Below are 25,347 nucleotides of genomic sequence, written 5' to 3'. Positions count from 1 at the left end.
CGAGCATGCCGGCGATCACTTGACCGCGCCGAAGGTCAGGCCGCGGACGAGCTGGCGCTGCGAGAACCATCCCATGATGAGGATGGGCGCGATGGCGAGCGTGGAGGCCGCCGAAAGCTTTGCCCAGAACAACCCTTGCGGACTCGAGAACGAGGCGATGAACGCCGTCAGCGGCGCGGCGTTGGCCGCGGTGAGGCGGATCGTCCAAAAGGATTCGTTCCAGGCGAGGATGATGTTGAGCAGCATGGTGGAGGCGATGCCGGGGATCGCCATCGGCGTCAGCACATGGACGATCTCGTTCCACAGCGAGGCGCCGTCCATCCGCGCGGCTTCGAGGATCTCGCCCGGTATCTCGCGGAAATAGGTGTAGAGCATCCACACCACGATCGGCAGGTTGACCAGCGTGAGCACCATGGTGAGGCCGAGTCGCGTGTCGAGAAGCCCGGTGTCGCGGAAGATGAGATACATCGGCACCAAAACGCCGACCGCCGGCATCATCTTGGTCGACAGCATCCACATCAGTATGTCCTTGGTGCGCCTGGTCGGCGAGAACGCCATCGACCAGGCGGCCGGAACCGCGATGAGCAGCGCGATCAGCGTCGAGCCGACGGCGATCGCCACCGAATTCATGAACGGCTTGAAATAGTCGCGCTGCGACTGCACCTCGACATAGTTCTCGAAGGTGCCGGACGGGATCAGGCTGATGCCGGCGATCGCCTCGGGCTCGGTCTTGAACGAGGTGATGACGGTGTAGAGGATCGGGAAGAAGATCACGAGCGCGACGAGCCAGGCGGCAACCGTCGCAATTGTCTTCCGGCGTGTCGAGACTGCGCGCGCCATGGTCAGCTCCTCCGTTCCGCGGATCGTGAAACACCCGCTCCAACGCCTTCGGCGGGCGTCTTCCGTCTGCGGGCAGGGCAATCGCATATGGCCGATGCCGCCTCCGGCCCCTCGCGCCACCTCCCCCGCGTTGCAGGGGAGGAGCCGACGTCGCGGACGGCCGCAACCTGGGTCCTCCCTCGTTTGCGGGGGGTCCGAAGGACGGGCGAGACCAGTGGCTCGCCCCGGCAAGGGACCATGCGGAGCATGGTGGAGGGGGCGCGGGTCTTTTCCAATGTGGCAGTGCGCATCGTTCCGCTCCTTCCCCTACCGGTCCAGATTCCGTCCCACCGCGCGCATCAGGAAGATGGCGACGATGTTGGCCAGCACCACGGCGATCACGCCGCCCGCCGAGGCGCCGCCGATGTCGTAGGACAGGAGCGCCGTGCGATAGATGAGGAAGGCGAGGTTGGTGGTCGCGTAGCCCGGCCCGCCATTGGTGGTGACCAGGATTTCCGCGTAGACGGCGAGCAGGAAGATCGTCTGGATCAGGATCACCACCGTGATCGCCCGCGCCAGATGCGGCAGGACGAGGTAGCGGAAGCGGTTGAGGAAGTTGGCGCCGTCCATCTCGGCCGCCTCCTTCTGCTCCTCGTCGAGCGATTGCAGCGCGGTGAGCAGGATCAGCGTGGCGAAGGGCAGCCACTGCCAGGCGACGATGATGACGATCGAGGCGAGCGGATATTGCGCGAACCAGTCGACCGGCTGCAGCCCGAGAAAGCGGGCGATGTCGGCGAAGACGCCGTAGCCCGGATGCATGATCATGTTCTTCCACACCAGCGCGGCGACCGGCGGCATGACGAAGAAGGGCGAGATGACCAGGATGCGCACTATGCCCTGGCCGAACATCGGCTGGTCGAGCAGCAGCGCCAGCAATATGCCGCCGACGACGGTGATCAGCAGCACGCCGCCGACGATGATCAGCGTGTTGCCGATCGCCTGGAAGAAGGCGGGATCGGTGTAGAAGAACTGGTAGTTGAGCAGCCCTGCGAAGCTGCGCATCGCCGGGTTGAGCAGGTTGTAGTTCTGGAAGGAGTACCACAGCGTCATCGCCAGCGGCACGATCATCCAGACGAGAAGCAGGATGACGGCCGGCGCCATCATCAGGCGGGCCAGGGTGCGTGTCTGTCGAGTAGCCATCGGCGTTTTCCTAGCAGGTGACCGGTGCGGGTGCGTCCTTCGAGGCTCGCTTCGCTCGCACCTCAGGATGAGGGCGGTCGTGATCTAGTCCCAGAACGGAGCGTGATCGAGGTTCCAGGAGCCAACCTTCCCATCCTCGAGGCTCGCTTCACTCGCGCCTCAGGATGAGGGCGGTGGTGATCTAGTCCCAGAACGGAGCGTGATCGAGGTTCCAGGAGCCAACCTTCCCATCCTCGAGGCTCGCTTCACTCGCGCCTCAGGATGAGGGCAGTGGTGTGATCGAGCCCCGGAAAGGAGCGTGATCGAGCCAGGGACGGAGCGGTTTTGAGAGCCAACTTCCTCATCCTGAGGTGCGAGCGAAGCGAGCCTCGAAGGACGCACCGAATTCCTGATCCAAGGCGGCCGCCCGGCCGGAGCCGGACGGCCAAGGCACCGGGAGGAGCCTATTTGATGTAGCCGGCGCGGGTCATCTCGCGCACCGAGATCTGCTGGGCCTGGGCGAGCGCGTCGTCGACCGACGACTGGCCGGCCACGACCGCCGAGAAGAGCTGGCCGACCGTGGTGCCGAGCCCCTGGAATTCGGGGATCGCGACGAACTGGCCGCCCGTATAGGGCACGGGCTTCACCGACGGCTTGGTGATGTCGGCGGCATCCATCGCGGCGAGCGTCGGCTCGGCGAAGGGCGCGGCCTTCTTGTATTCCTCGTTGCTGTAGAGCGAGGTGCGCGTGCCGGGAGGCACGTTGGCCCAGCCTTCCTTCTCCGCCACGAGCTCGGTGTAGCCCTTGCTGGTCGCCCAGGCGATGAACTTCTGCGCGGCCTCCGCCTTCTGGCTGCCGGCGGGGACGGCGAGGTTCCACGACCACAGCCAGTTGCCGTGGTTGTCGACGCCTTCCTTGCTCGGGAAGATCGCGTAGCCGACCTTGTCGGCGACGGTGGAATCGGTCGGGTTCGACACGAATGACGCCGCCACCGTGGCGTCGATCCACATGCCGCACTTGCCCTGCTGGAACAGCGTCAGGTTCTCGTTGAAGCCGTTGGAGGAGGCGCCGGACGGGCCGGCATCCTTCATCAGGTCGGCATAGAATTGCAGCGTCTCCTTCCATTCCGGCTGGTCGAACTGCGGCTGCCAGCTCTCGTCGAACCAGCTTCCGCCGAAGGAATTGGCAGCGGCCGTCAGGAAGGCCATGTTCTCGCCCCAGCCGGCCTTGCCGCGCAGGCAGATGCCGCTGATGTCGGCGTTGCGGTCGGTGATCTTGCGCGCCGCCTCGCCGATGAACTCCCAGGTCGGCGATTCCGGCATCGTGAGCCCGGCCTTCTCGAACAGGTCGGTGCGGTACATGATCATCGCGGATTCGCCGTAGAACGGCGCGGCGTAGAGCTTGTCCTCGACCGAGAGGCCGCCGCGGATCGCCGGCAAGAGGTCGTCGACGTCGTAGTCGTCGCCGAGGCTGTCGAGCTCGAGCAGCCAGCCCTGCTTCGCCCAGATCGGCACTTCGTAATTGCCGATGGTCATCACGTCGTACTGGCCGCCCTTGGTGGCGATGTCGGTCGTCACGCGCTCGCGCAGCACGTTCTCCTCGAGCGTGACCCACTGGAGCTGGATGTCCGGGTTCTTCGAGGTGAAGTCGTCCGTCAGCTTCTGCATGCGGATCATGTCGCCATTGTTGACGGTGGCGATCGTCAGCGTTTCGGCATGGGCCGCGCCGGCAAGGGCGAGGGCCGAGCACGCGCCGACCAGATAGGTTCGCAGTTTCATGGACATCCTCCCAGGATTTCGTATTGAGCAAATGCTTTTCTATTGGGCAGATACTCACACGACGGCGCGGCAAGTCAATACCGATTCGATGTTGCGCTGCAGCATCGCCGGCAAATCGCCCGCCATCGGGGGATGCAGGCCGAGGCATCGCCGTAGCGGGACGTCGCGGGGATGGCGGTTACGCGGCGTAAACTCTAACCACGGTAGCCGCATTGTGTGCCTTGCAATCGCAGGTAAAGTCGCGGCCGTTGGAAATATCGGTCAGGAGATGGCGCATGATTTTCCGCATGATGGTGGCCGGCGCAGCGATGCTCGCCGGCATATTCTTGACGCAAACCGCCGCCGAGGCGGAGCCGGCCTATACGACCGGCAGCCTCAACGTCCGCGCCGGCCCCGGAACCGGATACGCCCGCGTGGGAACGCTTCCGCCGGGCACTCGGGTCGATTTGGGCCGCTGCCAGGGCAATTGGTGTTATGTCCGCGTCGGCGGCCTTCGCGGGTGGGCCTCGGCGAGCTATCTGGCGGCCGGCGCCGTCCAGCGCCCGCCGGTCGTGATTGTTCCTCCGCCGGTCGTCGTGCGCCCGCCGCATTACCGTCCGCCCCACTGGAACAGGCCGCCGCATTGGCAAAGGCCGCCGCACCGGCCGCGCCCGCCGAAGCCCCGTCCTCCCCGGCCCGGCGAAAACTGCAGGATCGCTCCGGGCTATCCCTGCCCGCGCTGATTCAACAATCCGCCCGCCGCGATTTCGGCGGGCGGTTTCCCATCGCCGGGCAAGGCACGTTTTTTGGAAGAACAGATCCTCGGTTTCCGTCGCGCCCATTGAGGCGCCTGCCGTTGTTCGGCCTCGGATAGGCGGAGTAACCGCGCTTATCGTTGCAAGAAGCGGCGCTCTCTGGCACATCTTTCGCTGTCAAAAGGATCGCAATTCACGAAGGAAAACGGAATGCGTGCTTTATCCTTTATGTTGTTCCTGGTGCTCGCCGGGTCGTTGGCAGGTTGCGCAACCAGCGACGGAAACGCCGATCAGAGTTCGAATAACAAGGCGCAATGTGCCGGCTTCGGCTTTGAAGAAGGTACGGATTCCTTTGCCAATTGCATGATGCGGCTTTCATTGCGGCAGGGAGGCCCGCAGCCCGTCGATCGCGATACACTTATCGATCAATATAGGAGCCGCAGCATGGCCCGACGTGGTGATGATCGTTATCCGATATGCAGCGCCTCCAACATGGATGCCGAGTTGGATATTTCGACCGGTAAGTGGGTCGGTCCCGATTGCCAGATGGCGCCGGATTAGGATCCGCCTGACTACTCCTCCGCGGAAGCCGCGAACTCGGCGAGTATCCAGCTCCGAAAGGCGCTGATCTTCGGAGCGTTGCGGCGCGCCTCGGGGTAGACGAGCCAATAGGCGTGGCCGTCGCTGCACAAGAGCTCGAAGGGTTGGACGAGGCGTCCGTCGGCAAGCTCAGACGCGAAGAAGGCCGGCGTCAGCATGGCGACGCCCTGGCCGGCTATCGCCGCCCCGCCTTCGACCGCTTGCGAGCCCATGCGGCTTCTGACGCGTCCCTTGAGCCCTTCGGCGGATGCGCCCGCCTCGGTGAGCCATTGCGTCCACCAGGGATCGTCGGGGTCGATGATCGGCAGGCGCAGGAGATCGGTCGGCTCCTTCAACCCGCCGATGCTGGCGGCGAGTTTCGGGCTCAGCATCGGCGTGAACTCGGTGCGTAGGAGGAGATGGGTGGCGAGGCCCGGCCAATCGCCGTTGCCGGCGCGGATCGCGAGGTCGACCTCTTCCCGCGCGAAATCGACGAAGCGCGGCGAGGTGTCGAACCGCACCGCAAGCCCGGGATGCGCCATCTGGAACGAACCGATGCGCTGGGCGAGCCAGTTCGACGCGAATGTCTGCACCGTGGAGATCGAGAGCATTCCCTGCGCGCCGCTGCGCGCGGACGCCCAGGCCGCTCCGATCAGTTCGAAGGCCTCGGTGATCGCCGGCGCCAGCCTCTGCCCCGCTTCGGTCAGCGTCACCTGGCGCGGGCGGCGCAGGAAAAGCGGCGTGCCGATCCGGTCCTCCAGGACCTTGATCTGGTAGCTCACGGCCGCCTGGGTCATGCCCAATTCCTCCGCGGCCTTGGTGAAGCTTCCGTGACGGGCCGCGGCCTCGAACACCCTGGTTGCCTGAAGCGGCGGTAGCTGTGCGGCCATATGGATAAATTGTCCTTATGCATACCGATCGACGTTCGATTGGAAATTAGCGCATTTCCGGCCCAGATTGAACTCCATCGCATCAACCCGAGTAATCGAAGAGGTGGCAACCATGTCCGTTGCGCACACACTCCCGCGCGGCCGATCCTCCCGGTCCTTGCTGACCTGGCTGAGAAGCCGCTTTGCATGGAAACGCCGCGCCCCCAGGCTCGACCTTCGGTCGATGCCGGACTATCTCAAGCGCGATATGGGCCTTCACGAGAACAAGCTGCTGGCGTTCGAGATCGAGCGTGAGGACGCGAGTCCGCGCATCATCGAGCTTGCCGGGCGTTCCCTGTGAGGTTCCGGTCCGCGATTGGCCGAAAGGCCGGAAGCTACGCCCTGCTTTCGGCCAGCAGCGTCTCCGCGGTCCGCTCGTCGGTGATCAGGCCGTTGACCAGCCTGCGCTTGATGGCGGCGAGGATGCCCGGCGTCTTGCGCTCGCCCATGGCGATGCCGATGACCACGGATTGCTCGCGCGAAGGGATCGGCGCGCTCGCCACCCGGTCGTTGGTGATGCCGTCGATCAGCCTGCCGTCGCGGTCATAGGCCCAGCCGACGATCTCGCCGACGGCGCCCGCCTTCTGCAGGGCCTTGAGATCCGCCTCCGAAATGAAGCCGTCTATGTAGAGCGGCGCGTCGACGCCGAGGTCGCCGATGCCGACGAAGGTGACGTCGGCCTTGGCCGCCAGCGCCAGCGTCGAGCGGATCATCTCCTGTCCGTGCAGCAGTTCCCGTTCGCCTCTCGAGGAGGCGATGACCGGCAGCGGCATCGGAAAGCTGCGCGACTTGACCTTGTCGGCCATGGTGAAGATGACGTTGTAGAAGGCGGCCGAGCCGTCGGGCGCTATGTTGCCGGTAAGCGAGACGACCTTGTGATGCGGGCATTCCATCGCCGGAAGCTTCTCGATCGCCGCCTTCAGCGTACGTCCCGTTCCGATCGCCAGCACGATCGGCTCGCTCGATTCGAGCCGCTTCTCGATTTCCGCGGCGGCCGCTTCCGCGATGCCGATCGTCGTGGAACTGGAGGAGGGATCGCTGGGCACCACCTCCGCGAGGTCGAGCGCGAACTTGTCGCGCAGCCGCGCTCCCAGTTCGAGGCATTTCGCGATCGGATGGTCGATGCGGACCTTGACCAGGCCTTCCGAAACGGCGAGCGAGACCAGCCGCTGGGCGGACTGTCGCGACACGCCGAGCTTGACGGCGATCTGGTCCTGGGTGTTGCCGGCGACATAGTAGAGCCAGCCGGCGCGCGCCGCGTCGTCCAGCCTGGCCAGATTGCCGTCGCGCATGCCGCTCATTCTGCTACGATCCTCCCGTGCCGCCCTGGGCTCGTGCCGAGAACCGCCCGAGTGGCAATCTCCGTCACCGCCCGAAATTGGACCGGCAGCGCGTTTCGGTCAACCTGGAAAATCGAGCATTTGCCCAATCAGTGGGCGAAAAACCGTGTTCGGATCGGGGGGAGCGCCGTTAAACTTCCGATTCTTCGCGCTGAAGCTTGTTCCGCACCACCAGCACCGAGGTCTTGGCGTGGCGGACGACGCGGGCGGCGTTGGGGCCGATGAGATAGTCCTCCGGCTCGTCGCGGCTGGCCGAGATCACCACCAGGTCGGCGCCGACCACATCGGCATAGTGCAGGATCTCGCGATAGATCGAGCCGTGCCCGACGATGTGCCTGTGCTTGATCTCGGCCGGCACGTGCTGCGCGGTGAATTCGTGCAGCGCCCGGTTGGCGTGCTCGATCGCCTCGTGCTCGTGCTCCTTGGGAAAGAAGCTGCCGACGATCGACATGCCGTAATCCGGCACCACGGTCATGACGTGGAGCCGGGCGCCGAACGCCCTGGCGTGGTCGACGGCGACGGCGATCGTGCGCGCCTCGCCGTCGGCATCGCCGAGATCGACCGAAACGAGGATGTCCCGATACATGGTTGGCTCCTCCTAGGCTGCCTTGGGATTGCCGGCCAGCGTACCGCCGCGCCGGCGCTGTGAGAAGGCCACCAGCCCGAGCAGCAGCAGCGCCGGGATGTAGAATATCTCGGCCGGCATGCGGTCCGCCGTCACCTCAACCGCCGTTATGCGCACGGGCTGGTCGCCGTAGAAATCCATGCTCTCCAGCATGCGTCCGGCGAGACTGTTGAGGTCGATCGGCTCCTCCAGCACCACCGCGTCCCCCTCGATCAGCGCGGTCATGCCGGTGGCGCGCTCGAACCGGGCCTCGCCGGGCTCGCCGACCGGGCCGAGGTCGAACGCCATCGTCCGTTCCAGCGTGACCTCCGGGTTCTCGAAGCTCGGGCCCTGGATGTTCAGGCGTATCTCGGCGTTTTCCGGCTGGTCGGCGACCACTTCCAGAAGCTCGGTCGGCGCGACCTGGTCGTAGGGCGACTGCACGCGGTTCAGGAAGAAGCCCGGCTGCAGCAGCATCACCGTGACCAGCAGCAGCAGGGCCGATTCCCACATGCGCGACCTCGCCATGAAGAAGCCTTGCGTCGCCGCCGCGAAGAGCAGCATCGCCAGCGTCGATTTGAGGAAGACGAATATGGCGCCCGCCACCGTCACGTCCATCAGCAGGAGTTCCTGGTTGAAGACGAAGATGAAGGGCAGCAGCGCGGTCCGCATCTCGTAGAAGAACGCCTGCACGCCGGTCCTGATCGGATCGGCCCGCGAGATCGCCGAGGCGGCGAAGGAGGCGAGGCCGACCGGCGGCGTGACGTCCGCCATCAGGCCGAAATAGAAGACGAAGAGATGCGCCGCGATCAGCGGGATCAGATAGCCGTTGGCGGCGCCCAGGTCGACGATGACCGGCGCCATCAGCGACGAGACGACGATGTAGTTCGCCGTCGTCGGCAGGCCCATGCCGAGGATCAGGCTGATGACGGCGGTGAAGATCAGGATCAGGAAGATGTTGCCGCCCGAAAGCAGCTCCACGAATTCCGCCATGACCTGGCCGACGCCGGTGAGCGTCACCGTCCCGACGACGATGCCGGCGGCGGCGGTGGCGCAGGCGATGCCGATCATGTTGCGGGCGCCGAGGATCATGCCCTCGATCAGGTCGCTCCAGCCTTCGGCGGCCGCGGCCTTGATCTCCGGCGTCTGAACCTTGCGGAACAGTGCCTTCAGCGGCTTCTGGGTGAGCATGATGATGATCAGCAGCAGCACGGCATAGAAGGCCGAGAGGCCGGGCGAGCGGTGCTCGACGAGCAGCATCCAGACGAGCAGGAAGAGCGGCAGCAGGAAATGCAGGCCGGTCTTCAGCACGTCGCCGGCATTCGGCAACTCCACCAGCGGCGCGGCCGGGTCGTCGAGTTCCAGCTCGGGCACCTTGGCGGCGAACCACAGCGAGGCGACGTAGGCGCCCAGCAGCAGGAAGATGAGGATTTCCGTCGACAGCCCCGGCACCATCATGCGGATGAGCTTGATCAGCCAGTAGACGCCGATCATCACCAGCACGAAGGACAGGAACACGATGAGCGAGCGCACCAGCGACATGAACATCGGACCGGTGGCGCGGCGCACCAGCACCGGCATGTCCTTCTTCGCGGCTTCGAGATGGACGATGTAGAGCAGCGAGATATAGGTGATGATGGCCGGCAGCACGGCGTGCTGCACGACCTGCGAATAGGGGATGCCCACATATTCGACCATCAGGAAGGCGGCCGCGCCCATCACCGGCGGCATGATCTGGCCGTTGACCGAGCTCGCCACCTCGACGGCGCCCGCCTTCTCGGCGCTGTAGCCGACGCGCCGCATCAGCGGGATGGTGAAGGTGCCGGTCGTCACCACGTTGGCGATCGACGAGCCGGAGATCATGCCGGTCATCAGCGACGACAGCACCGAGGCCTTGGCCGGCCCGCCGCGCAGATGGCCGAGCAGCGCGAAGGCGAGCTTGATGAAGAAATTGCCGGCGCCCGCCTTGTCGAGCATCGATCCGAACAGCACGAACAGGAAGACGAAGGAGGCCGAGACGCCGATCGCGACGCCGAACACGCCGCCGGTCGAAAGCCACATCTGGTCCATGGCGCGGGCGAAGGACGCGCCGCCCCATCTCAGTATGTCCGGCACCAGCGGCGACGAGCCGAAGAACACATAGGCCATGAAGATGATGGCGACGATGGCGAGCGGCGGGCCGAGCGCGCGCCGCGTCGCCTCGAGCAGCAGCAGCATGCCGGCGCCGGCGACGACGAGGTCCTGCGTGATCGGCAGGCCTGGCCGGCGGGCGAGATCGCGGTAATAGATGAATATATAGAGAGCGCAGAAAGCGGCTGCGATCGCCAGCGCCCAGTCGAGGAGCGGGATGCGGTCGCGCGGGCTGCGCGAAAAGGCGGGATAGGCGAGGAACGCCAGGAAGAGCCCGAAGGCGAGGTGGATCGAGCGGATCTGCGTGTCGTTCAGGACGAGCGGCAGGCCCGTCAGCGTGGAAAGCCGGAACGGCAGCGGCGAGGCGATGTAGAGCTGGAAGAGCGACCAGCAGAGCGCGCCGCCGGCGATGACGAGGGCCGCCCAGCCGATCGGATTGCGGGCGCCGGTGTCGGTGGCGGCGACGAGGTCCTGAAGCTCCTCGTTGCTCAGGCCGGCCGTGTCGCCCGATTGGTTTCGCAACTCCTGCGCCATGCATTCATCCCCTTCTGACAGGCATTCTTGTTGTTATTGAAAAGACGGAGGCGCCCGCCGAAGCGGGCGCCTCGCCCCCCAAGCCCGGCTCTATTCGAGCCAGCCCTTTTCGCGATAGTACTTCTCGGCGCCCGGATGCATCGGCGCGGAATTGCCCTGGCCCACCATGTCCTCGGGCGTCAGGTTGGCGAGCGCCGGGTGCAGCGCCTTGAAGGCGTCGAAATCGTTGAACACGGCGTTGACGAACGCCTCGACCACCTCGTCCGGCACGTCGGCGGAAGTGACGACGGTCGCGCCGACGCCGAAGGTGTTCACGTCGTTCTCGTTGCCGCGATACATGCCGCCGGGAATCACCGCCTTGAAGTAGTAGGGGTTATCCTCGACCAGCTTGTCGACGACCTCGCCCTCGACCGGCACGATGACGCCGTCGCAGGTGGTCGTGGCTTCCTGGATCGCGCCGGCCGGATGGCCGACCGTATAGGCGAAGGCGTCGATATTGTTGTCGCAGAGCGCCGAGCTCTGCTCGGCCGGTGCGAGTTCCGCGGCAAGCGCGAAGTCGGAATTCGCCCAGCCCTTCTCGGCGATGAGCTGGTCCATCAGCGCGCGCTGGCCGGAGCCGGGATTGCCGATATTGACCCGCTTGCCCTTGAGGCCGTCGAAATCGGCGACATTCGCGTCGGCGCGCGCCACCACCGTCAGCGGCTCGGCATGCAGCGAGAACACCGAGCGCAGCTTCTCGTGCGCTCCGCCTTCGGCAAAGCCCGCCTCGCCATTGACGGCGTTGTACTGGACGTCCGACTGGACGACGCCGAATTCGAGGTCGCCGGCCTTGATCGCGTTGACGTTGAATACCGAACCGCCGGTCGATTCCACCGAGCAGCGGATGCCGTGGTCGCGACGCGTCTGGTTCATCAGGCGGCAGATCGCGCCGCCCACCGGGTAGTAAACACCGGTCACGCCGCCGGTTCCCACCGAAACGAAGCGCTGCTCCTGCGCCGATGCCGAACCGGCTGCGAGCGCGCCGCACATTGCCGTGACTAGGCCTAGGCCCATAAGCCTGTTTGGTTTCATGATCGCGTCTCCTTGTTTTGCACGTTCCCCTGCGGGCTGGTTGAAGTCTGACCGGACAATCCGTGCCTGAGGTCCGGTCTACCCGGCTGCTCTGCGGCGGCCGAAGCTCTTGTCGATGCCGAGGCGGGCTTTCGCCACAGCCTGCGCAAATCGTCGGCGGTTGCAACCCTGCGGTGCGACATATCGATGTCGCAGGCGGCCGCTTCCACAAGCGATGCGTTGCTCGGCGCGAGATCGCCGTCGGGCAGCCACAGATTGTTCTCGAAGCCGACGCGGGCATGTCCGCCGCCCGCCGCCGCCCGCTTCATGAACTCCGTCTCGCGCGGCCCGAAGGCGCACAGCATCCATTGGTGGCGCTCGATGCCCGCGGCCATGAAGGCGTCGAATTCCGCGTCGGTCGCGCCTTCCTCCGTGTAGCGTCCGAGCACCGCGAGCACCGCCAGCGGACCGTCCGGCAGCACGCCGCGCCGCGCCAATTCGTCGATGCGCGCGAGCTCGCCGGGCTCGTAGACGATGATCTGATGGAGTATCCCGCTCTCCTCCATCCGCGCGAAGAAGGAAGCCGCCTCGTGCTCGTCGCTCTCCGGCGGCAGGATTTCACGCAGCGCGACGCTGACGGATTCCGGCCGCAAGGCATCGACCACCGCGATCTGCTCCTCCGGCCGGTATATCCCAACCGCCTCGGTGGTGATCTGGACGACGAGATCGCCGCCGACGGCCCCGTGCACCGCCTTCACCGCCTCGCGATAAAGGCCGACGTCGAGCGTGTGCCGCCCTTCGCTATCGCGCACGTGGAGATGGATCATCGCCGCGCCCGCTTCCCGCGCCTCGGCCGCGTCGCGCGCGATCTCCGCCGCCGTCATCGGCAGGCGCGGATGGTCCTTCCTCGTCCGGCGCGCGCCGTTGGGGGCGACCGCTATGGCGAAGGGAAGGCCGCTCATCGGGCGGAGGTCATTTCGGAGGGCAGGGCGTCGGCAAGCGACTTGCCGAGCCGTTCCACGATGAGCTCGACATGGCTCTCGTCGATGATGAAGGGTGGCGCGATCAGCACGTGGTCGCCGGATTTCCCGTCCGCCGTGCCGCCTGCTGGATAAACCATCAGCCCGTTCTCCATCGCCGCGGCCTTGACCCTGGCATGGAGCTTCAGCCCAGTATCGAACGGCTGCTTCGTCGCCCGGTCCTCGACCAGCTCGACGCCGATGAAGAGCCCGCGCCCCCTGATGTCGCCGACATGCGGATGCTGGCCGAACGCCGCGTCCAGGCGGGTCCGGAGAAGGTCGCCCATGCGGCGGCAGTTTTCCAGGAGCCCGTCCTCCTCGATCACCTTCTGCACGGCCAGCGCGCCGGCGCAGGCGGAGGCGTGCCCGATATAGGTGAAACCGTGCTGGAAGGCGCCGGACCCGCCGACGATCGTGTCGTGTATGTCGCGCGACATCAGGCACGCGCCGATCGGCTGGTAGCCGGCGCCGAGCCCCTTGGCGCAGGTCAGCAGGTCTGGAGCGATGTCGTCCTGCTCGCAGGCATGGAGCGTGCCGGTGCGGCCCATTCCCGACATCACCTCGTCGAGGATGAGCAGCACGCCGTAGCGGTCGCAGATCTCGCGGACGCGCCTGAAATAGCCGGGTGCGGGCGGCACCGCGCCGGCGGTCGCGCCGACGACCGTCTCGGCGATGAAGGCGATCACCGTGTCGGGGCCGAGGCGCAGGATCTCCGCCTCCAGCTCGTTGGCGGCGCGCAGGCCGTAGGCTTCCTCGGTCTCGCCCTCCTCGCGGTGACGATACGCGTAGCACGGCGCGATGTGGCTCGCCGGCAGCAGGATGGGTTCGTACACCGCGCGCCGGCCGGCATTGCCGCCCACCGAGAGCGTGGCGATCGTGTTGCCGTGATAGCTCTGCCGGCGGGCGATGAAATGCCGCCGTCCGCTCTCGCCGCGCTCGTGGAAATATTGCCGGGCGAGCTTCATCGCCGTCTCGTTCGCCTCGGACCCGCCCGAGACGAAGTAGACATGGCTCAGCCCTTCCGGCGCGCGCTCGACCAGATGCGCGGCCAGCGCTTCCGAGGGCTCGTTGGTGAAGAAGCCGGAATGGGCATAGGGGATGCGGTCGAGCTGGTCCTTGATCGCCTCGATCACCCTTCGGTCGCTGTGGCCGAGGCACGAGACCGCCGCGCCGCCGGAGGCGTCCAGATAGCGCTTGCCGGTGCTGTCGACGACATAGGGGCCGTCGCCCGCCACCGCCGTCGGCAGGCCGCGCTTCGGTTCGCGGTGCAATATTCTCGTTTCGGGCGAACTCATTGCGTATCCTCGTCCGTGACATAGGCGGAGGCTGCCGCCAGCCTCGCTTCGCGGCCTTTCATTGCTTCCAGCGCGCTTTCGCCGGCGCGCGCCAGCACCAGCATCGCCAGCGCCTGGGCGACGGCGTTGGGGCCGATCGGCGAGGCGATATGGGCCGGACTGTCGTTGTTGGCGACCAGCGTCACGTCGGCGAGCCTTGCCAGCGGCGTCAGGTTGCCGTCGGTGATCGCCACCACCCTGGCCTTTTGCGAGCGCGCGAAGCGCGCGGCCTCGACGGTTTCGCGGCTGCACGGCGTGACGGTTATCGCGACGAGCACGTCGCCTTCGCCGAGATGGTGCAGATCGTCCATGAGGGCGGCACCGGCGCCCATCATCAGGCGCACGTCGGACATGAACAAAGACAGCGCGTAGCGCAGGCCGAAGGCGACGGGAAAGCAGCTCCTTATGCCGGCGATCGTCACGCTCGGTGCCGCGAGCACGAGGCTGGCCGCCTGCTTCAGCGCCTCGCGGCGCTCCGGCGCGAGCCCGGCGGCGATGTTGGCGCGTTCCGCCTCGGCCATCGCGTCCAGCAGCGCGTCCTCGGCCCCGGGCGCCTTGGCCCCGCTGATCAGCTTGTCGGCCCGACCGGAAAAGGCGCCCGTTCGCTCGTGCGTCAGCCAGGAGCGGTGGGCGCTCTGGAAGAGGTCGTAGCTTTCATAGTCGAGCGCATGGAGCAGGCGCGTCATCGAGGTGGGCGAGACGCCAGCCTCCCGCGAAACCGCGCGCAGCGAATTCAGCGCCACTTCCTGCGGGTGCTCGCGCACGAACCGGGCGGCGCGCTGCAATTGCGGCGAGAAGTCCGCATAGCGGCTTTCGATGCGCGCCCAGGTCTCCTGTATCGACACAGCCACCCCGCTGAAACAGTTGTAACGGAATTAAGATATACCGAAACAAATGTGTCAATGGAAATCGCAGCCGTGTGGAAGGCGCCTCGCGAATTCGTCCGCCTGGGGCTAAAGCATGTCTCCCGAAAGTGGCGTCCGGTTTCGGGATAAAGACATGCGTAAAACAAAGACCTGAAGGGCGGTCAGCGAATCTGAGGGATCGCGTCGCGCTTTAGGCGGGTGCGAGCCTGCTGCTTCGGGTGCGCCAGAGGATGAGCAGCATGATCGCGATGTTGAGGACGTTCCAGGCGATGCCGTTGATGAAGGCGGCGCTGTAGGAGCCGGTGAGATCGTAGATCCAGCCCGACAGCCAGCCGCCCAGCGCCATGCCGGCGATCGTCGCCATGATGACGAGGCCGACGCGCTGCCCGGCCTCGTGGGCGGGCAGGTATTCGCGCACGATGATCGCGTAGCTCGGCACGATGCCGCCTTGCGACAGTCCGAAGACGAGCGAGACGACATAGAGCGAGGCGAGCCCGTCGAACGGTATGTAGGCGAAGAGCGCCAGGCATTGCAGCACCGAGCCCAGAAGCAGCGTCTTCACCCCGCCGATATGGTCGGCGAGGAAGCCGGAGGCGAGCCGGCTAATGATGCCGCCGACGAGCATCAGGGAAAGCATCTCCGTGCCGCGCGCCACGCCGAAGCCGAGATCGACGCAATAGGCGACGATGTGCACCTGCGGCATCGACATCGCCACGCAGCATCCGAGCCCGGCGACCGCCAGCAGCATCTGCAGGGCGCGCGGCGAAAGATCGATCGACAGCGCCGGTGCCCGCGCGCCGGCCGTCGCGCCGCTTTCGGCGGCGGCGTGGTGCGGCGCCCGCCTGCGCAGAAACGTCGCCAGCGGAATCATGGTGACGATGCAGAAGAGGCCGATGCCGACATAGGTCCAGCGCCAGCCTCCCATCGGCAGGGTGAACTGCATGACCAGCGGCCAGATGGCGCCGGCGAAATAATTGCCGCTGGCCGCGGCCGCCACCGCGACGCCGCGCCGGCGGACGAACCAGTGCGACAGGTCGGCGATCAGCGGACCGAAGCCGGCCGCCGCGCCGAAGCCGATCACCACCTGCAGCAGCGCGAAGAGCCAGATCGAGGAGACGGTCGCCGCGAGCACGAAACCGACGGCGAGCGCGGCGGCCGCGACGAGCATCGGCAGGAATATGCCCGAGCGGTCGACGAAGCGGCCGAACAGCACGTTGCCGGCGGCGAAGCCCACCATCGTCATCGTGTAGGGCAGGGAGGCTCCGCCCCGGTCGACGCCGAATTCCGCCTGGACCTCGGGGAGCACGACCACCACCGTCCACATGCCGACGCTGCCGATCGTTCCCAGCAGCACCGACACGAGAAGCCGCGTCCAGGCATAGCGGCCGTCGATGTCGTTGCTCTTCGTGGTGCGCGGCGTGGCGTCCATGGCGTTCCCGATCCGGCGGCTGATCCGCCTTTTGCTTGCGGGCCACCATCAACGCTTTGCCTTCTTCAAGGCAGCGCCACGAAAGCCTAACGACCAAGCCAGATCATCGCGCCGCGCGGAAGTAGCGGCGCAAAGTATTTGCGCGGCAAAGCTCGCCGATCCATTTCGCAATGCAACAAAATTTGTTTCCTTTAGGAGAGGCCAAGCGCAACCTTTTGCCGCTGAAACGGTTTAATGCCCTGACGCCAATGCGCTCCGCGCAGGCGTTTACATGGGCGATTTCTTAACATGAACATTCAGAGCGACCCTTCGAGGCTGCAACACAAAACCTTGTCCGTTCCGACGATTTCGGAAGTTCCCATTCGCGCGACCTTTGCCGACAGCGAAGGCCTGAGAAGGCTGGGCGAGCGGCTGGCGCGCGGCGAGAGCGAGCTCCTCAAGGGGCTGAAGGCTTTCGACCTCGACGACAGGATCAAGGAGAACGCCGAGAAGATCCTGGCGGTCTACCGGTCGACCAACGCGGCCCAGGCGCGCGGCGAACCGATAACGCCGGCCGCGAACTGGCTGCTCGACAACAATTATGTCGTCGAGGACGCGATCCTTCAGATCAAGCGCGACCTGCCGCGCCGCTTCTACCGCGAGCTGCCGACGCTGGATCTGCCCGACGGCGGCCGCGTGCCGCGCGTGCTGGCGCTCGCCTGGCTCTATGTGGCCCATTGCGACAGCGCGGTCTCGGCGGAGACCTTCGCGGCGATCGTCCAGGGCTTCCAGGTCGCCGAGCCGCTGCGCATCGGCGAATTGTGGGCGCTGCCCTCGGTGCTGCGCTTCGTCCTGGTGGAGAATTTGCGACGTCTCGCGCTCCGCGTCCGCCGCGCGCACGAGCTGCGCGCGGTCGCCAATCAGGTCGCCGACGAGGTACTGGCGGCGGGCACCGACGGCGACGGCGTCGACGTCCTGAAATCCTATGTCGATCTCGCGCGCGAGCCCACCTTCGCGACCCAGTTGCTCTACCGCCTGCGCGACGGCTCGCAGAATGCCGGGCGCGCGCTCCTGTGGCTGGAATACGAGCTCGAGAAGGCCGGCACCGACGCCGAGGAAGTGACCATCGCGGAGCACGCGACGCTCTCCAGCGGCAACGTCACGACCGGCAACATCATACGCGGCCTGCGCCTCGTCAACGACGTCGACTGGACGCTGTGGTTCGAGGGCGTCAGCACCATCGACAGTCAGCTCAAGGAGCACACCGACTACGCGCTGCTCGATTTCTCCTCGCGCAATCTCTATCGCAACGAGATCGAGAAGCTCGCCCGCAGGTCCGGCCTTACCGAGGCGGAGACGACGCAGCGCGCCATCGCCATGGCCCGCGAGGCGGGCGAGGCCGAGGGCGCTCCCGTCGACATCGGCTTCTTCCTCGTCGGCCCGCGGCGCGAGGAGTTCGAGCGCTCGATCGCCTACAAGGCGCCGCTGCGCCAGAGGTGCCGGCGCTTCTACAGGAGCGCGGGCTGGCTCGGCATGGCGCTGCCGGTCGCCGTCCTTACCGTCCTGTTCCTGATGGTTGCCGCCTTTGCGCTCGAGGGCATCGGCCTGTCGACGGGCGCGATCGCCTGCCTGCTCATCCTCTTCTCCCTGCCGGCCACCGAGGCCGCCGTCAGCGCGGTCAACACGCTCGCGCTGCTGCTCGTGAACGCGACGCGCCTCGTCGGATACGAATACAAGGACGGCGTGCCGGCCGACCAGCGCACGCTGGTCGTGGTGCCGACCCTGATCGGCTCGCGCGACGACGTCGAGGAGGCCGTTCACAATCTCGAGGTCCATTACCTCGCCAACATGACCGGCGAGCTGTCCTTCGCCGTTCTTTCCGACTGGCCCGACAGCCGCGAGGAGCGCTCCAACGCCGACATGGAAGTGCTCGACTTCGCCCGCAAGTCGGTGGCCGAGCTCAATGCGCGCTATCCGCGCGAGGGCACGCCGCGGTTCCACCTGCTGCACCGGCGCCGGCTCTACAACGAGACCGAAGGCCGGTGGATGGGCTGGGAGCGCAAGCGCGGCAAGCTGCACGAGCTCAACCTGCTGCTGCGCGGCGATCTCGACACCACCTTCATGGCGCCCGACAGCCCGCTGCCGGAGAACGTCGTCCACGTCATGACGCTCGACGCCGACACGCGCACCACGCGCGACGCCGTCACCCGGCTCGTCGGCAAGCTGGCGCATCCGCTGAACCGGCCCGCGATCGACGCCGCCGGGCGGCGCATCACCGCCGGCTACGGCATCCTGCAGCCGCGCGTGACCGCCTCGCTGACCACCGGCGACGAGGCCTCGTTCTTCCAGCGCGTGTTCTCGTCCAATCGCGGCCTCGACCCCTACGTCTTCGCCGTCTCGGACGTCTATCAGGACATTTTCGGCGAGGGCTCGTTCACCGGCAAGGGCCTCTACCATATCGACGCGGTCGAGGCGGCGCTGAAGGAGCGCCTTCCCGAGAACGCCGTGCTCAGCCACGACCTTCTGGAAGGCGCGCTGGCGCGCTGCGCGCTGGTGACCGACGTCGAGGTGGTCGAGGACTATCCGACCAGATACGCGGTCGACGCCTCGCGGCATCACCGCTGGGCGCGGGGCGACTGGCAGCTCCTGCCCTTCATCTTCGGCGCCAATTCCGGCGTGCCCGGCCTCTCGCGCTGGAAGATGGTGGACAATCTGCGCCGCTCGCTGACGCCGATCTTCTGGGTGGCGGCCTCGATCGCCGGCTGGACGCTCCTGCCCTTCACCCAGGCGGCGCAATGGCAGGCACTGCTCATCCTCAGCCTGTTCATCGCCCCGACCTTCGACCTGATCGACAGGATCATGCCGCGCGTCAACAACGCGGCGATCGGCGGCCATGTGAACTCGCTGATGCGCGACGTCGCCTTCGCCACGGCGCAGGTCGCCTTCCGGGTCGTGCTGATCGCCGACAATGCGTGGTCGATGGCCGATGCGATCGGGCGCACGCTCTACCGCATGTTCGTCAGCCGCCGCCACCTCCTGGAATGGCGCACCGCCTCGCAGGCGAACAAGAACAGCGCCGACGACATCGCGAGCTACTACCGCATGATGAGCGGCTCGGTCGTCATCGCCGGCATCGGGCTCGCCGTTCCGATGGCGGCGGGCTCGACCGGCGTGGTCATCGCCTTCTTCTTCTCGCTCTTCTGGATCGGCTCGCCGGCATTCGCCTGGCTCGTCAGCCGCTCGGCCAAGACCGAGGACAGGCTGGAGGTCGAGCCCGAGGACGCCGCCAAGCTGCGCGTCGCGGCGCGCCGCACCTGGCTCTATTTCGAGACCTTCGTGACGGCCGAGCAGAACATGCTGCCGCCCGACAATTTCCAGGAGGTTCCGGCTCCCATCGTGGCGCATCGCACCTCGCCGACCAATATCGGCGTCTATCTCCTGTCGATCGTTTCGGCGCGCGATTTCGGCTGGCTCAGCCTCGCCAACGCCGTCGAGCGCCTCGAAAAGACGATGACCACGATGGAGAAGATGAAGCGCTTCAACGGCCATCTCTTCAACTGGTACGACACGAAGACGCTGAACCCGCTCTATCCGCTCTACGTGTCGAGCGTCGACAGCGGCAATCTCGCCGGCCACCTGATCGCGGTTTCGGCCGCCTGCCGCGACTGGAGCCAGGCGCCCGCCGCCCATCTCCAGGGCGACTTCACCGGCATCCTCGACGTCAACACGATCATCGGGGAAACGCTCGAGGATCTCGCCGACGACCGGCGCCAGCTTCGCCCGCTGCGCCAGCGCCTCAAGGAACGGATCGAGGGCATGCGCCGCGCCGTCGACGCGATCACCAGGGAGCCCGAGACGGCGGCGTTCCGCACGATCAATCTCGCCGTGCTTTCCGGCGAGATCCGCAAGCTCGCCAGCGCGCTCCATGCCGAAACCGGCTCCGCCGCCAGCGAGCAGCTTTCGCTGTGGGCCGCCAAGCTCGAGGCGACCTGCGAGGCGCATGTCAGCGACGCCCATACCGACGACAAGGGCGCGGGCCTCCTGCGCCGGCGACTCGAGAAACTGACGGAACGCACCCGCCGCTTCGCTTTCGAGATGGATTTCTCCTTCCTGCTGCGCGCCGACCGCAAATTGCTGTCGATCGGCTACCGGGTCGAGGAGCATCAGCTCGACGAGGCCTGCTACGACCTGCTCGCCTCGGAAGCGCGGCTCACCAGCCTCTTCGCCATCGCCAAGGGTGATCTCCCGACCGAGCACTGGTTCAAGCTCGGCCGCCCGCTCACCGAAATCGGTTTCCGCGGCGCGCTCGTTTCGTGGTCGGGCTCGATGTTCGAATATCTGATGCCGCCGCTGGTCATGAAGGAGCCGCAGGGCGGCATCCTCAACCAGACCAGCAACCTCGTCATCAGGAAGCAGATCGGCTACGGACGCTCGAAGGGAATACCGTGGGGCATCTCGGAAGCCGCCTACAATGCGCGCGACCGCGAGATGACCTATCAGTACACCAATTTCGGCGTGCCCGGCCTCGGCCTCAAGCGCGGCCTGGCGCAGAACACCGTGATCGCGCCCTACGCGACCGTGCTCGCCTCCCAGTTCAAGCCGCGCGAGGCGGTCGAGAACATGGAGCGGATGCGCGACATCGGCGGGCTCGGCCGCTACGGCTATTACGACGCGATCGACTTCACGCCCGAGCGCGTGCCGGAGAACGCGGAGCATGCGGTGGTGCGCAATTACTATGCCCACCATCAGGGCATGACGATCGCCGCCGTCGGCAACGCTGTGTTCGACGGGCGTATGCGTGACCGCTTCCACTCCGATCCCGTGGTGGAGGCCGCCGAGCTGCTCCTGCAGGAGAAGGCGCCGCGCGACATTCCGCTGACCACGATCCGTGTCGAGACGGAGGACCGCGTCAGCCGTCAGGAGGTCCAGGAAAGCCCGGACCTGCGCGTCGTCATCGACCCGCTGAAGTCGCTGCCGACGACCAATCTGATGTCGAACGGGCACTATTCGGTCATGGTCAGCGCCACCGGCGCGGGCTACAGCCGCTTCAACGAGCTCGCCGTCACCCGCTGGCAGGCGGATCCGACCGAGGACCGCAACGGTACATTCCTCTTCGTCGCCGATACCGAAAGCGGCGAATGGTGGTCGGCGACCGCCGAGCCCAAGCGGGCCGAGGGCGAGGTCTCGCGCGCCTTCTTCAGCGACGACAAGGCCACCTTCGTCAAGTCGGTGGGCACGCTGCGCTCCGAGGTGGAGTGCATCGTCGCCTCGGAAGGCGACGGCGAGGCGCGCCGCATCACGCTGATCAATGACGGCATGGCCGACAGATATCTGGAGGTCACCTCCTTCGGCGAGATCGTGCTTGCGCCGGAGGCGGCGGATTCCGCCCATCCGGCATTCTCCAAGATGTTCGTCGAGACCGAGATCGTCGAGAAGGGCGGTCTCATCCTCGCCCGCCGCCGCAAGCGCGCGGAGAACGAGCCGGACATCGCGCTGGCGCATTTCGTCGCCTCCGGAGCGGGCGTTGCCCGCGAGACAGAGGCCGAGACCGACCGCTACTCTTTCATCGGTCGCGGACGTTCGATCGCCAACGCCGCGGCCTTCGAGCCCGGCGCCAGGCTCGGCGGCAATGACGGTTTCGTCATGGATCCGGTCTTCTCCCTGCGCTGCCGCGTCAGGGTGCCCGCGTCGAAGAAGGTGTCGCTGACCTTCTGGACCATCGTCGGGCCCAGCACCGAGGAGGTCGAGCAGTCGGTCGAGCGGCTCAGCCATTCCGAAAGTTTCCAGCGTCAGTCGATGCTCGCCTGGACGCGCTCGCAGGTGCAGACGCGCCATGTCGGCCTGACGCTCGCGGAAGCCGCCATCGTGCAGAAGCTCGCCCGCTATCTCATCTATCCGAGCTCGGCGTTGCGTTCGCCCTCGGAAGCGATCGCCAGCGGGCTCGGGCGCCAGTCGGCTCTGTGGCCGACGAGCATTTCGGGCGATTTCCCGATCTTCGCGCTGCGCATCGGCAATGTCGCGGATATCGAGATCGTCGCCTCGGCGCTGCGCATGCAGGAATACCTGCGCGCGCGGGGCCTTCTGGCCGACCTCGTCATCGTCAACGAGCAGGCCGCGTCCTATGTCCAGGATCTGCAACAGGCGATCGAGTCGATGTGCGAGAACAGCCGTCTGCGCGGCAAGGAACTCGGGCCGCGCCAGCACATCTTCGCGGTGCGCCGCGATCTGATGGACGAGGATACCTATCGCACGCTGCTCGCCGCCGCGCGCGTGGTCCTGCATACCCGCAACGGGCCGATCGCCGACCAGATCGAGCGCGCCGAGGCGAGTGAGCTGCAGGCGCGCACGCTTTCGCTGTCCGAACTGCCGGCGGCCGAGAACAACGTCGTCAGCTTTCCGGCCTCGGCCACCAGGAGCATCGCACCGGCCCGCCCGGCGGCGGACGGGGAGCTTGCCTTCTGGAACGGCTATGGCGGCTTCGACGAGAGCGGACGCGACTATGTGATCCGTCTCGACGGCGACAAGGTGACGCCGCATCCGTGGATCAACGTCATCTCCAACGAGGATTTCGGCTTCCACACCTCGGCCGAGGGCGCATCCTTCACCTGGAGCCGCAACAGCCGCGACTTCCAGCTCACGCCGTGGACGAACGACCCGGTGACGAACCGTCCGGGCGAGGCGTTCTACATATTCGATCGCGACAGCAATTCCGCCTTCGCGCCGATCGCGGCGGTGGTGCGTGATCCGAACGCGGTCTACGAGGCGCGGCACGGCCAGGGCGTCAGCGTCTTCACCTCGCGTCGCGGCACGGTTTCGACCGAGCTGACCCAGCTCGTCGACCCGCGCGATCCGGTGAAGGTCTCGCGCCTCACCATCCGCAACGAGGGCGGCGCAAAACTGCGACTGCGTGTCTACGCCTATGCCGAATGGCTGCTCGGCAACAACCGCGCGCGCACCGCGCCCTACACGGTGCCGGCCTATGACGCGGCGGGCGGCGTGGTCACCGCGCGCAATCGCTTCAGTCTCGACTATGGCGACCGCGTCGCCTTCCTCGCCGGCGACATGCCGGGCGGATCGGTCACCTGCGACCGCGGCGAGTTCATCGGCGTCGAGGGCTCGGTCGAGTTCCCCGAGGCGGTGCTTTCGGGAAGCGCGCTTTCCGGCTCGGTCGAGGCGGGCGGGGACCCCTGCGCCGCGATCGCCAGGGACATCGACATCGCGCCGGGCACCGAACGGAGCATCGTCTGGCTTCTCGGCGACGCCGGGTCGCAGGAGGATGCGGTCGAACTCGTGCATCGCCATCGCACCGTCGATTTCGAGAAGCGCCTGGCCGACAACGAGGAGACCTGGCGCGGCTTCCTCGACACCTTGCAGGTCGAGACGCCCGACAAGGCGCTCGACGCGATGGTCAACAACTGGCTGCCCTATCAGAGCCTCGCCTGCCGCATCCAGGCGCGTTCCGCCTTCTACCAGGCCAGCGGCGCCTATGGCTTCCGCGACCAGCTTCAGGACACGCTGGCGCTGCTCCTGCACGATCCGTCGCTCGCCCGCGGCCAGATCCTGAACGCGGCCGGCCGGCAGTTCCCCGAGGGCGACGTCCAGCACTGGTGGCTTCCGAGGACGGGCGCCGGCGTGCGCACGATGATCTCCGACGACGTCGTCTGGCTCGCCTATGCGGTGCATCACTATGTCGACGTGACCGGCGATGGCGCCATTCTCGACGAGCAATTGCCCTTCATCGAGGGCCCCGCGCTGAAGCAAGACGAGCACGACGCCTTCTTCACGCCGGAGAAGTCGCGCGAGGCGGCCGACCTCTACGAGCATTGCGCCCGCGCGCTCGATCTCGCGGTCAAGCGCACCAGCAAGGGCGGGCTGCCGCTGATTCTCGGCGGCGACTGGAACGACGGCATGAACCGCGTCGGCGAGAAGGGCCGCGGCGAGAGCGTCTGGCTCGGCTGGTTCCTCCTGAAGGCGCTGGGCGACTTCGACAAGTTCGCCCGCCTCCGCAAGGACAAGCAGCGCCAGGAGCGCTGGTCGAAGCACGCGACGGCGCTGAAGAAGGCGCTGGAGCGTTCGGCCTGGGACGGCGACTGGTATCGCCGCGGCACCTACGACGACGGCACGCCGCTGGGCTCGAAGGAGTCCGGCGAATGCCGCATCGATTCCATCGCCCAATCCTGGAGCGTGCTCTCGGGAGAAGGTGACGAGGAGCGTTCCGGCATCGCGATGCGGTCGGCCACCGATCTTCTGGTCGACGACAAGCTGGGCATCGCCAGGCTGTTCACCCCGCCCTTCCTCAGGACCGAGAAGGAACCCGGCTACATCAAGGGCTACCCGCCCGGCGTGCGCGAGAATGGCGGCCAATACACCCATGCCGCCACCTGGCTGGTGATAGCGCTGGCCGAAATCGGCAGGGCGAACGACGCCCACAAGCTCTTCTCGATGCTCAACCCGGTCAACCACGCGCTCGAGCCCGCCGCCGCCGACACCTACCGCGTGGAGCCCTATGTCGTGGCCGCCGATGTCTATTCGGAGGGCGACAAGGCGGGCCGCGGCGGCTGGACCTGGTACACGGGCTCGGCCGGCTGGCTCTACCGCGCGGCGGTCGAGGGGATTCTCGGCCTGAAGCGGCAGGGCGAGACGATGCATGTGCGCCCGGCGATGCCCGACGACTGGGGCGGCTTCTCCGCCGTGCTGCGCGTGGACGATGCCGAATACAGGATCGAGGTGAAGAGGAACAAGGCCGATTCCGAGCCTTCGGTCTTCGTGAACGGACGAGCGGCGAAAGGCGGCTCCTTCGCCTTGTCGCAAGGCGATGGCGACCAGGTGGCCGCGAGGGCGCCGGCCTAGCGAAAAGGCCGGTGGCGCGGCCCGCGATTGCCGCCGCGCTACCGGCATTTTTCTAAATATTTCAGTCTGTTACATGATCACGGAACATTACGGAGAGTCGCCGTTCTTGTCCAGTTTCAGGGAACGCCGCCTCACGATTCTCATTGTCTGTGATCATTGTCCATCATAGCGTCGCCACGTTGTGCGGCGCACAA

Annotated in this window: 17 protein-coding genes; 5 read left to right on the top strand and 12 right to left on the bottom strand. The window is 66.5% G+C overall.

What is annotated here, in order from left to right; genetic code table 11:
* Window positions 1-15: 15 nt before the first annotated feature.
* The 3 genes from XW59_RS01660 to XW59_RS01650 form a co-directional block, all read right to left on the bottom strand.
* A complete protein-coding gene (locus XW59_RS01660) occupies window positions 16-840 on the bottom strand; it encodes a carbohydrate ABC transporter permease (protein WP_047145368.1) in 825 nt (274 codons plus the stop codon).
* Between the two features lie 306 nt (window positions 841-1,146).
* Window positions 1,147-2,019, bottom strand: coding sequence for a sugar ABC transporter permease (locus tag XW59_RS01655; RefSeq protein WP_047145367.1), 873 nt, complete (start codon window positions 2,017-2,019; stop codon window positions 1,147-1,149).
* Window positions 2,020-2,462: 443 nt separating this feature from the next.
* The gene (locus tag XW59_RS01650) at window positions 2,463-3,776 is read right to left on the bottom strand and encodes a sugar ABC transporter substrate-binding protein (protein ID WP_047145656.1); all 1,314 of its coding nucleotides are present in this window, start codon (window positions 3,774-3,776) and stop codon (window positions 2,463-2,465) included.
* Between the two features lie 275 nt (window positions 3,777-4,051).
* Between XW59_RS01650 and XW59_RS01645 the strand changes: the two genes are divergently transcribed.
* Together XW59_RS01645 and XW59_RS01640 are read left to right on the top strand one after the other, a co-directional pair.
* Window positions 4,052-4,498: an SH3 domain-containing protein gene (locus XW59_RS01645; RefSeq protein ID WP_047145366.1), complete on the top strand. Its 447-nt coding sequence runs from the start codon at window positions 4,052-4,054 to the stop codon at window positions 4,496-4,498.
* A gap of 222 nt (window positions 4,499-4,720) precedes the next feature.
* A complete protein-coding gene (locus tag XW59_RS01640; RefSeq protein WP_136068176.1) occupies window positions 4,721-5,071 on the top strand; it encodes a hypothetical protein in 351 nt (116 codons plus the stop codon).
* Between the two features lie 11 nt (window positions 5,072-5,082).
* Here XW59_RS01640 and gcvA read toward each other — a convergent pair whose 3' ends face one another.
* The gene (gcvA, locus tag XW59_RS01635; RefSeq protein WP_137326960.1) at window positions 5,083-5,979 is read right to left on the bottom strand and encodes a transcriptional regulator GcvA; all 897 of its coding nucleotides are present in this window, start codon (window positions 5,977-5,979) and stop codon (window positions 5,083-5,085) included.
* 112 nt (window positions 5,980-6,091) lie between these two features.
* Here gcvA and XW59_RS01630 point away from each other — a divergent pair, with 112 nt between their 5' ends.
* On the top strand, window positions 6,092-6,319 hold the full coding sequence (locus XW59_RS01630; RefSeq protein WP_136068174.1) for a hypothetical protein: 228 nt from the start codon (window positions 6,092-6,094) through the stop codon (window positions 6,317-6,319).
* Window positions 6,320-6,353: 34 nt separating this feature from the next.
* Here the strand turns inward: XW59_RS01630 and XW59_RS01625 are convergent, their stop codons facing one another.
* The 8 genes from XW59_RS01625 to XW59_RS01590 form a co-directional block, all read right to left on the bottom strand.
* Window positions 6,354-7,319 (bottom strand): sugar-binding transcriptional regulator, encoded by a 966-nt coding sequence (locus XW59_RS01625; RefSeq protein WP_047145363.1) that lies wholly within the window; start codon window positions 7,317-7,319, stop codon window positions 6,354-6,356.
* Between the two features lie 169 nt (window positions 7,320-7,488).
* Window positions 7,489-7,944, bottom strand: coding sequence for a universal stress protein (locus tag XW59_RS01620; protein WP_047145362.1), 456 nt, complete (start codon window positions 7,942-7,944; stop codon window positions 7,489-7,491).
* Between the two features lie 12 nt (window positions 7,945-7,956).
* On the bottom strand, window positions 7,957-10,626 hold the full coding sequence (locus XW59_RS01615; protein ID WP_047145361.1) for a TRAP transporter permease: 2,670 nt from the start codon (window positions 10,624-10,626) through the stop codon (window positions 7,957-7,959).
* Between the two features lie 90 nt (window positions 10,627-10,716).
* Window positions 10,717-11,679 carry a TAXI family TRAP transporter solute-binding subunit gene (locus XW59_RS01610; RefSeq protein ID WP_281406217.1) on the bottom strand — a complete coding sequence of 321 codons (963 nt, stop codon included), beginning with the start codon at window positions 11,677-11,679 and terminating at the stop codon, window positions 10,717-10,719.
* Window positions 11,680-11,693: 14 nt separating this feature from the next.
* Window positions 11,694-12,638, bottom strand: coding sequence for a 3-keto-5-aminohexanoate cleavage protein (locus XW59_RS01605; protein ID WP_082137563.1), 945 nt, complete (start codon window positions 12,636-12,638; stop codon window positions 11,694-11,696).
* A complete protein-coding gene (locus XW59_RS01600; RefSeq protein WP_047145359.1) occupies window positions 12,635-13,990 on the bottom strand; it encodes an aspartate aminotransferase family protein in 1,356 nt (451 codons plus the stop codon). The genes XW59_RS01605 and XW59_RS01600 overlap by 4 nt, the downstream gene beginning before the upstream one ends.
* The gene (locus XW59_RS01595) at window positions 13,987-14,874 is read right to left on the bottom strand and encodes a MurR/RpiR family transcriptional regulator (protein ID WP_047145358.1); all 888 of its coding nucleotides are present in this window, start codon (window positions 14,872-14,874) and stop codon (window positions 13,987-13,989) included. The genes XW59_RS01600 and XW59_RS01595 overlap by 4 nt, the downstream gene beginning before the upstream one ends.
* A 211-nt stretch (window positions 14,875-15,085) precedes the next feature.
* Window positions 15,086-16,324 carry an MFS transporter gene (locus tag XW59_RS01590; RefSeq protein WP_047145357.1) on the bottom strand — a complete coding sequence of 413 codons (1,239 nt, stop codon included), beginning with the start codon at window positions 16,322-16,324 and terminating at the stop codon, window positions 15,086-15,088.
* On the opposite strand from XW59_RS01590, the gene XW59_RS01585 reads away from it, so the two are divergent.
* Together XW59_RS01585 and XW59_RS01580 are read left to right on the top strand one after the other, a co-directional pair.
* Entirely contained in the window at window positions 16,323-16,559 is a 237-nt protein-coding gene (locus tag XW59_RS01585) for a hypothetical protein (protein WP_136068172.1), read from the top strand. The two genes, XW59_RS01590 and XW59_RS01585, sit on opposite strands and share 2 nt — an antisense overlap.
* Window positions 16,560-16,612: 53 nt before the next feature.
* On the top strand, window positions 16,613-25,153 hold the full coding sequence (locus XW59_RS01580) for a glucoamylase family protein (protein WP_047145356.1): 8,541 nt from the start codon (window positions 16,613-16,615) through the stop codon (window positions 25,151-25,153).
* Window positions 25,154-25,347: the final 194 nt, after the last annotated feature.

This window comes from Aquamicrobium sp. LC103 (genome assembly GCF_001014615.2).
Lineage (GTDB): Bacteria > Pseudomonadota > Alphaproteobacteria > Rhizobiales > Rhizobiaceae > LBCQ02.
Note: the sequence above shows the minus strand (reverse complement) of the source record. Positions and strands in the feature narration are given on the sequence as shown.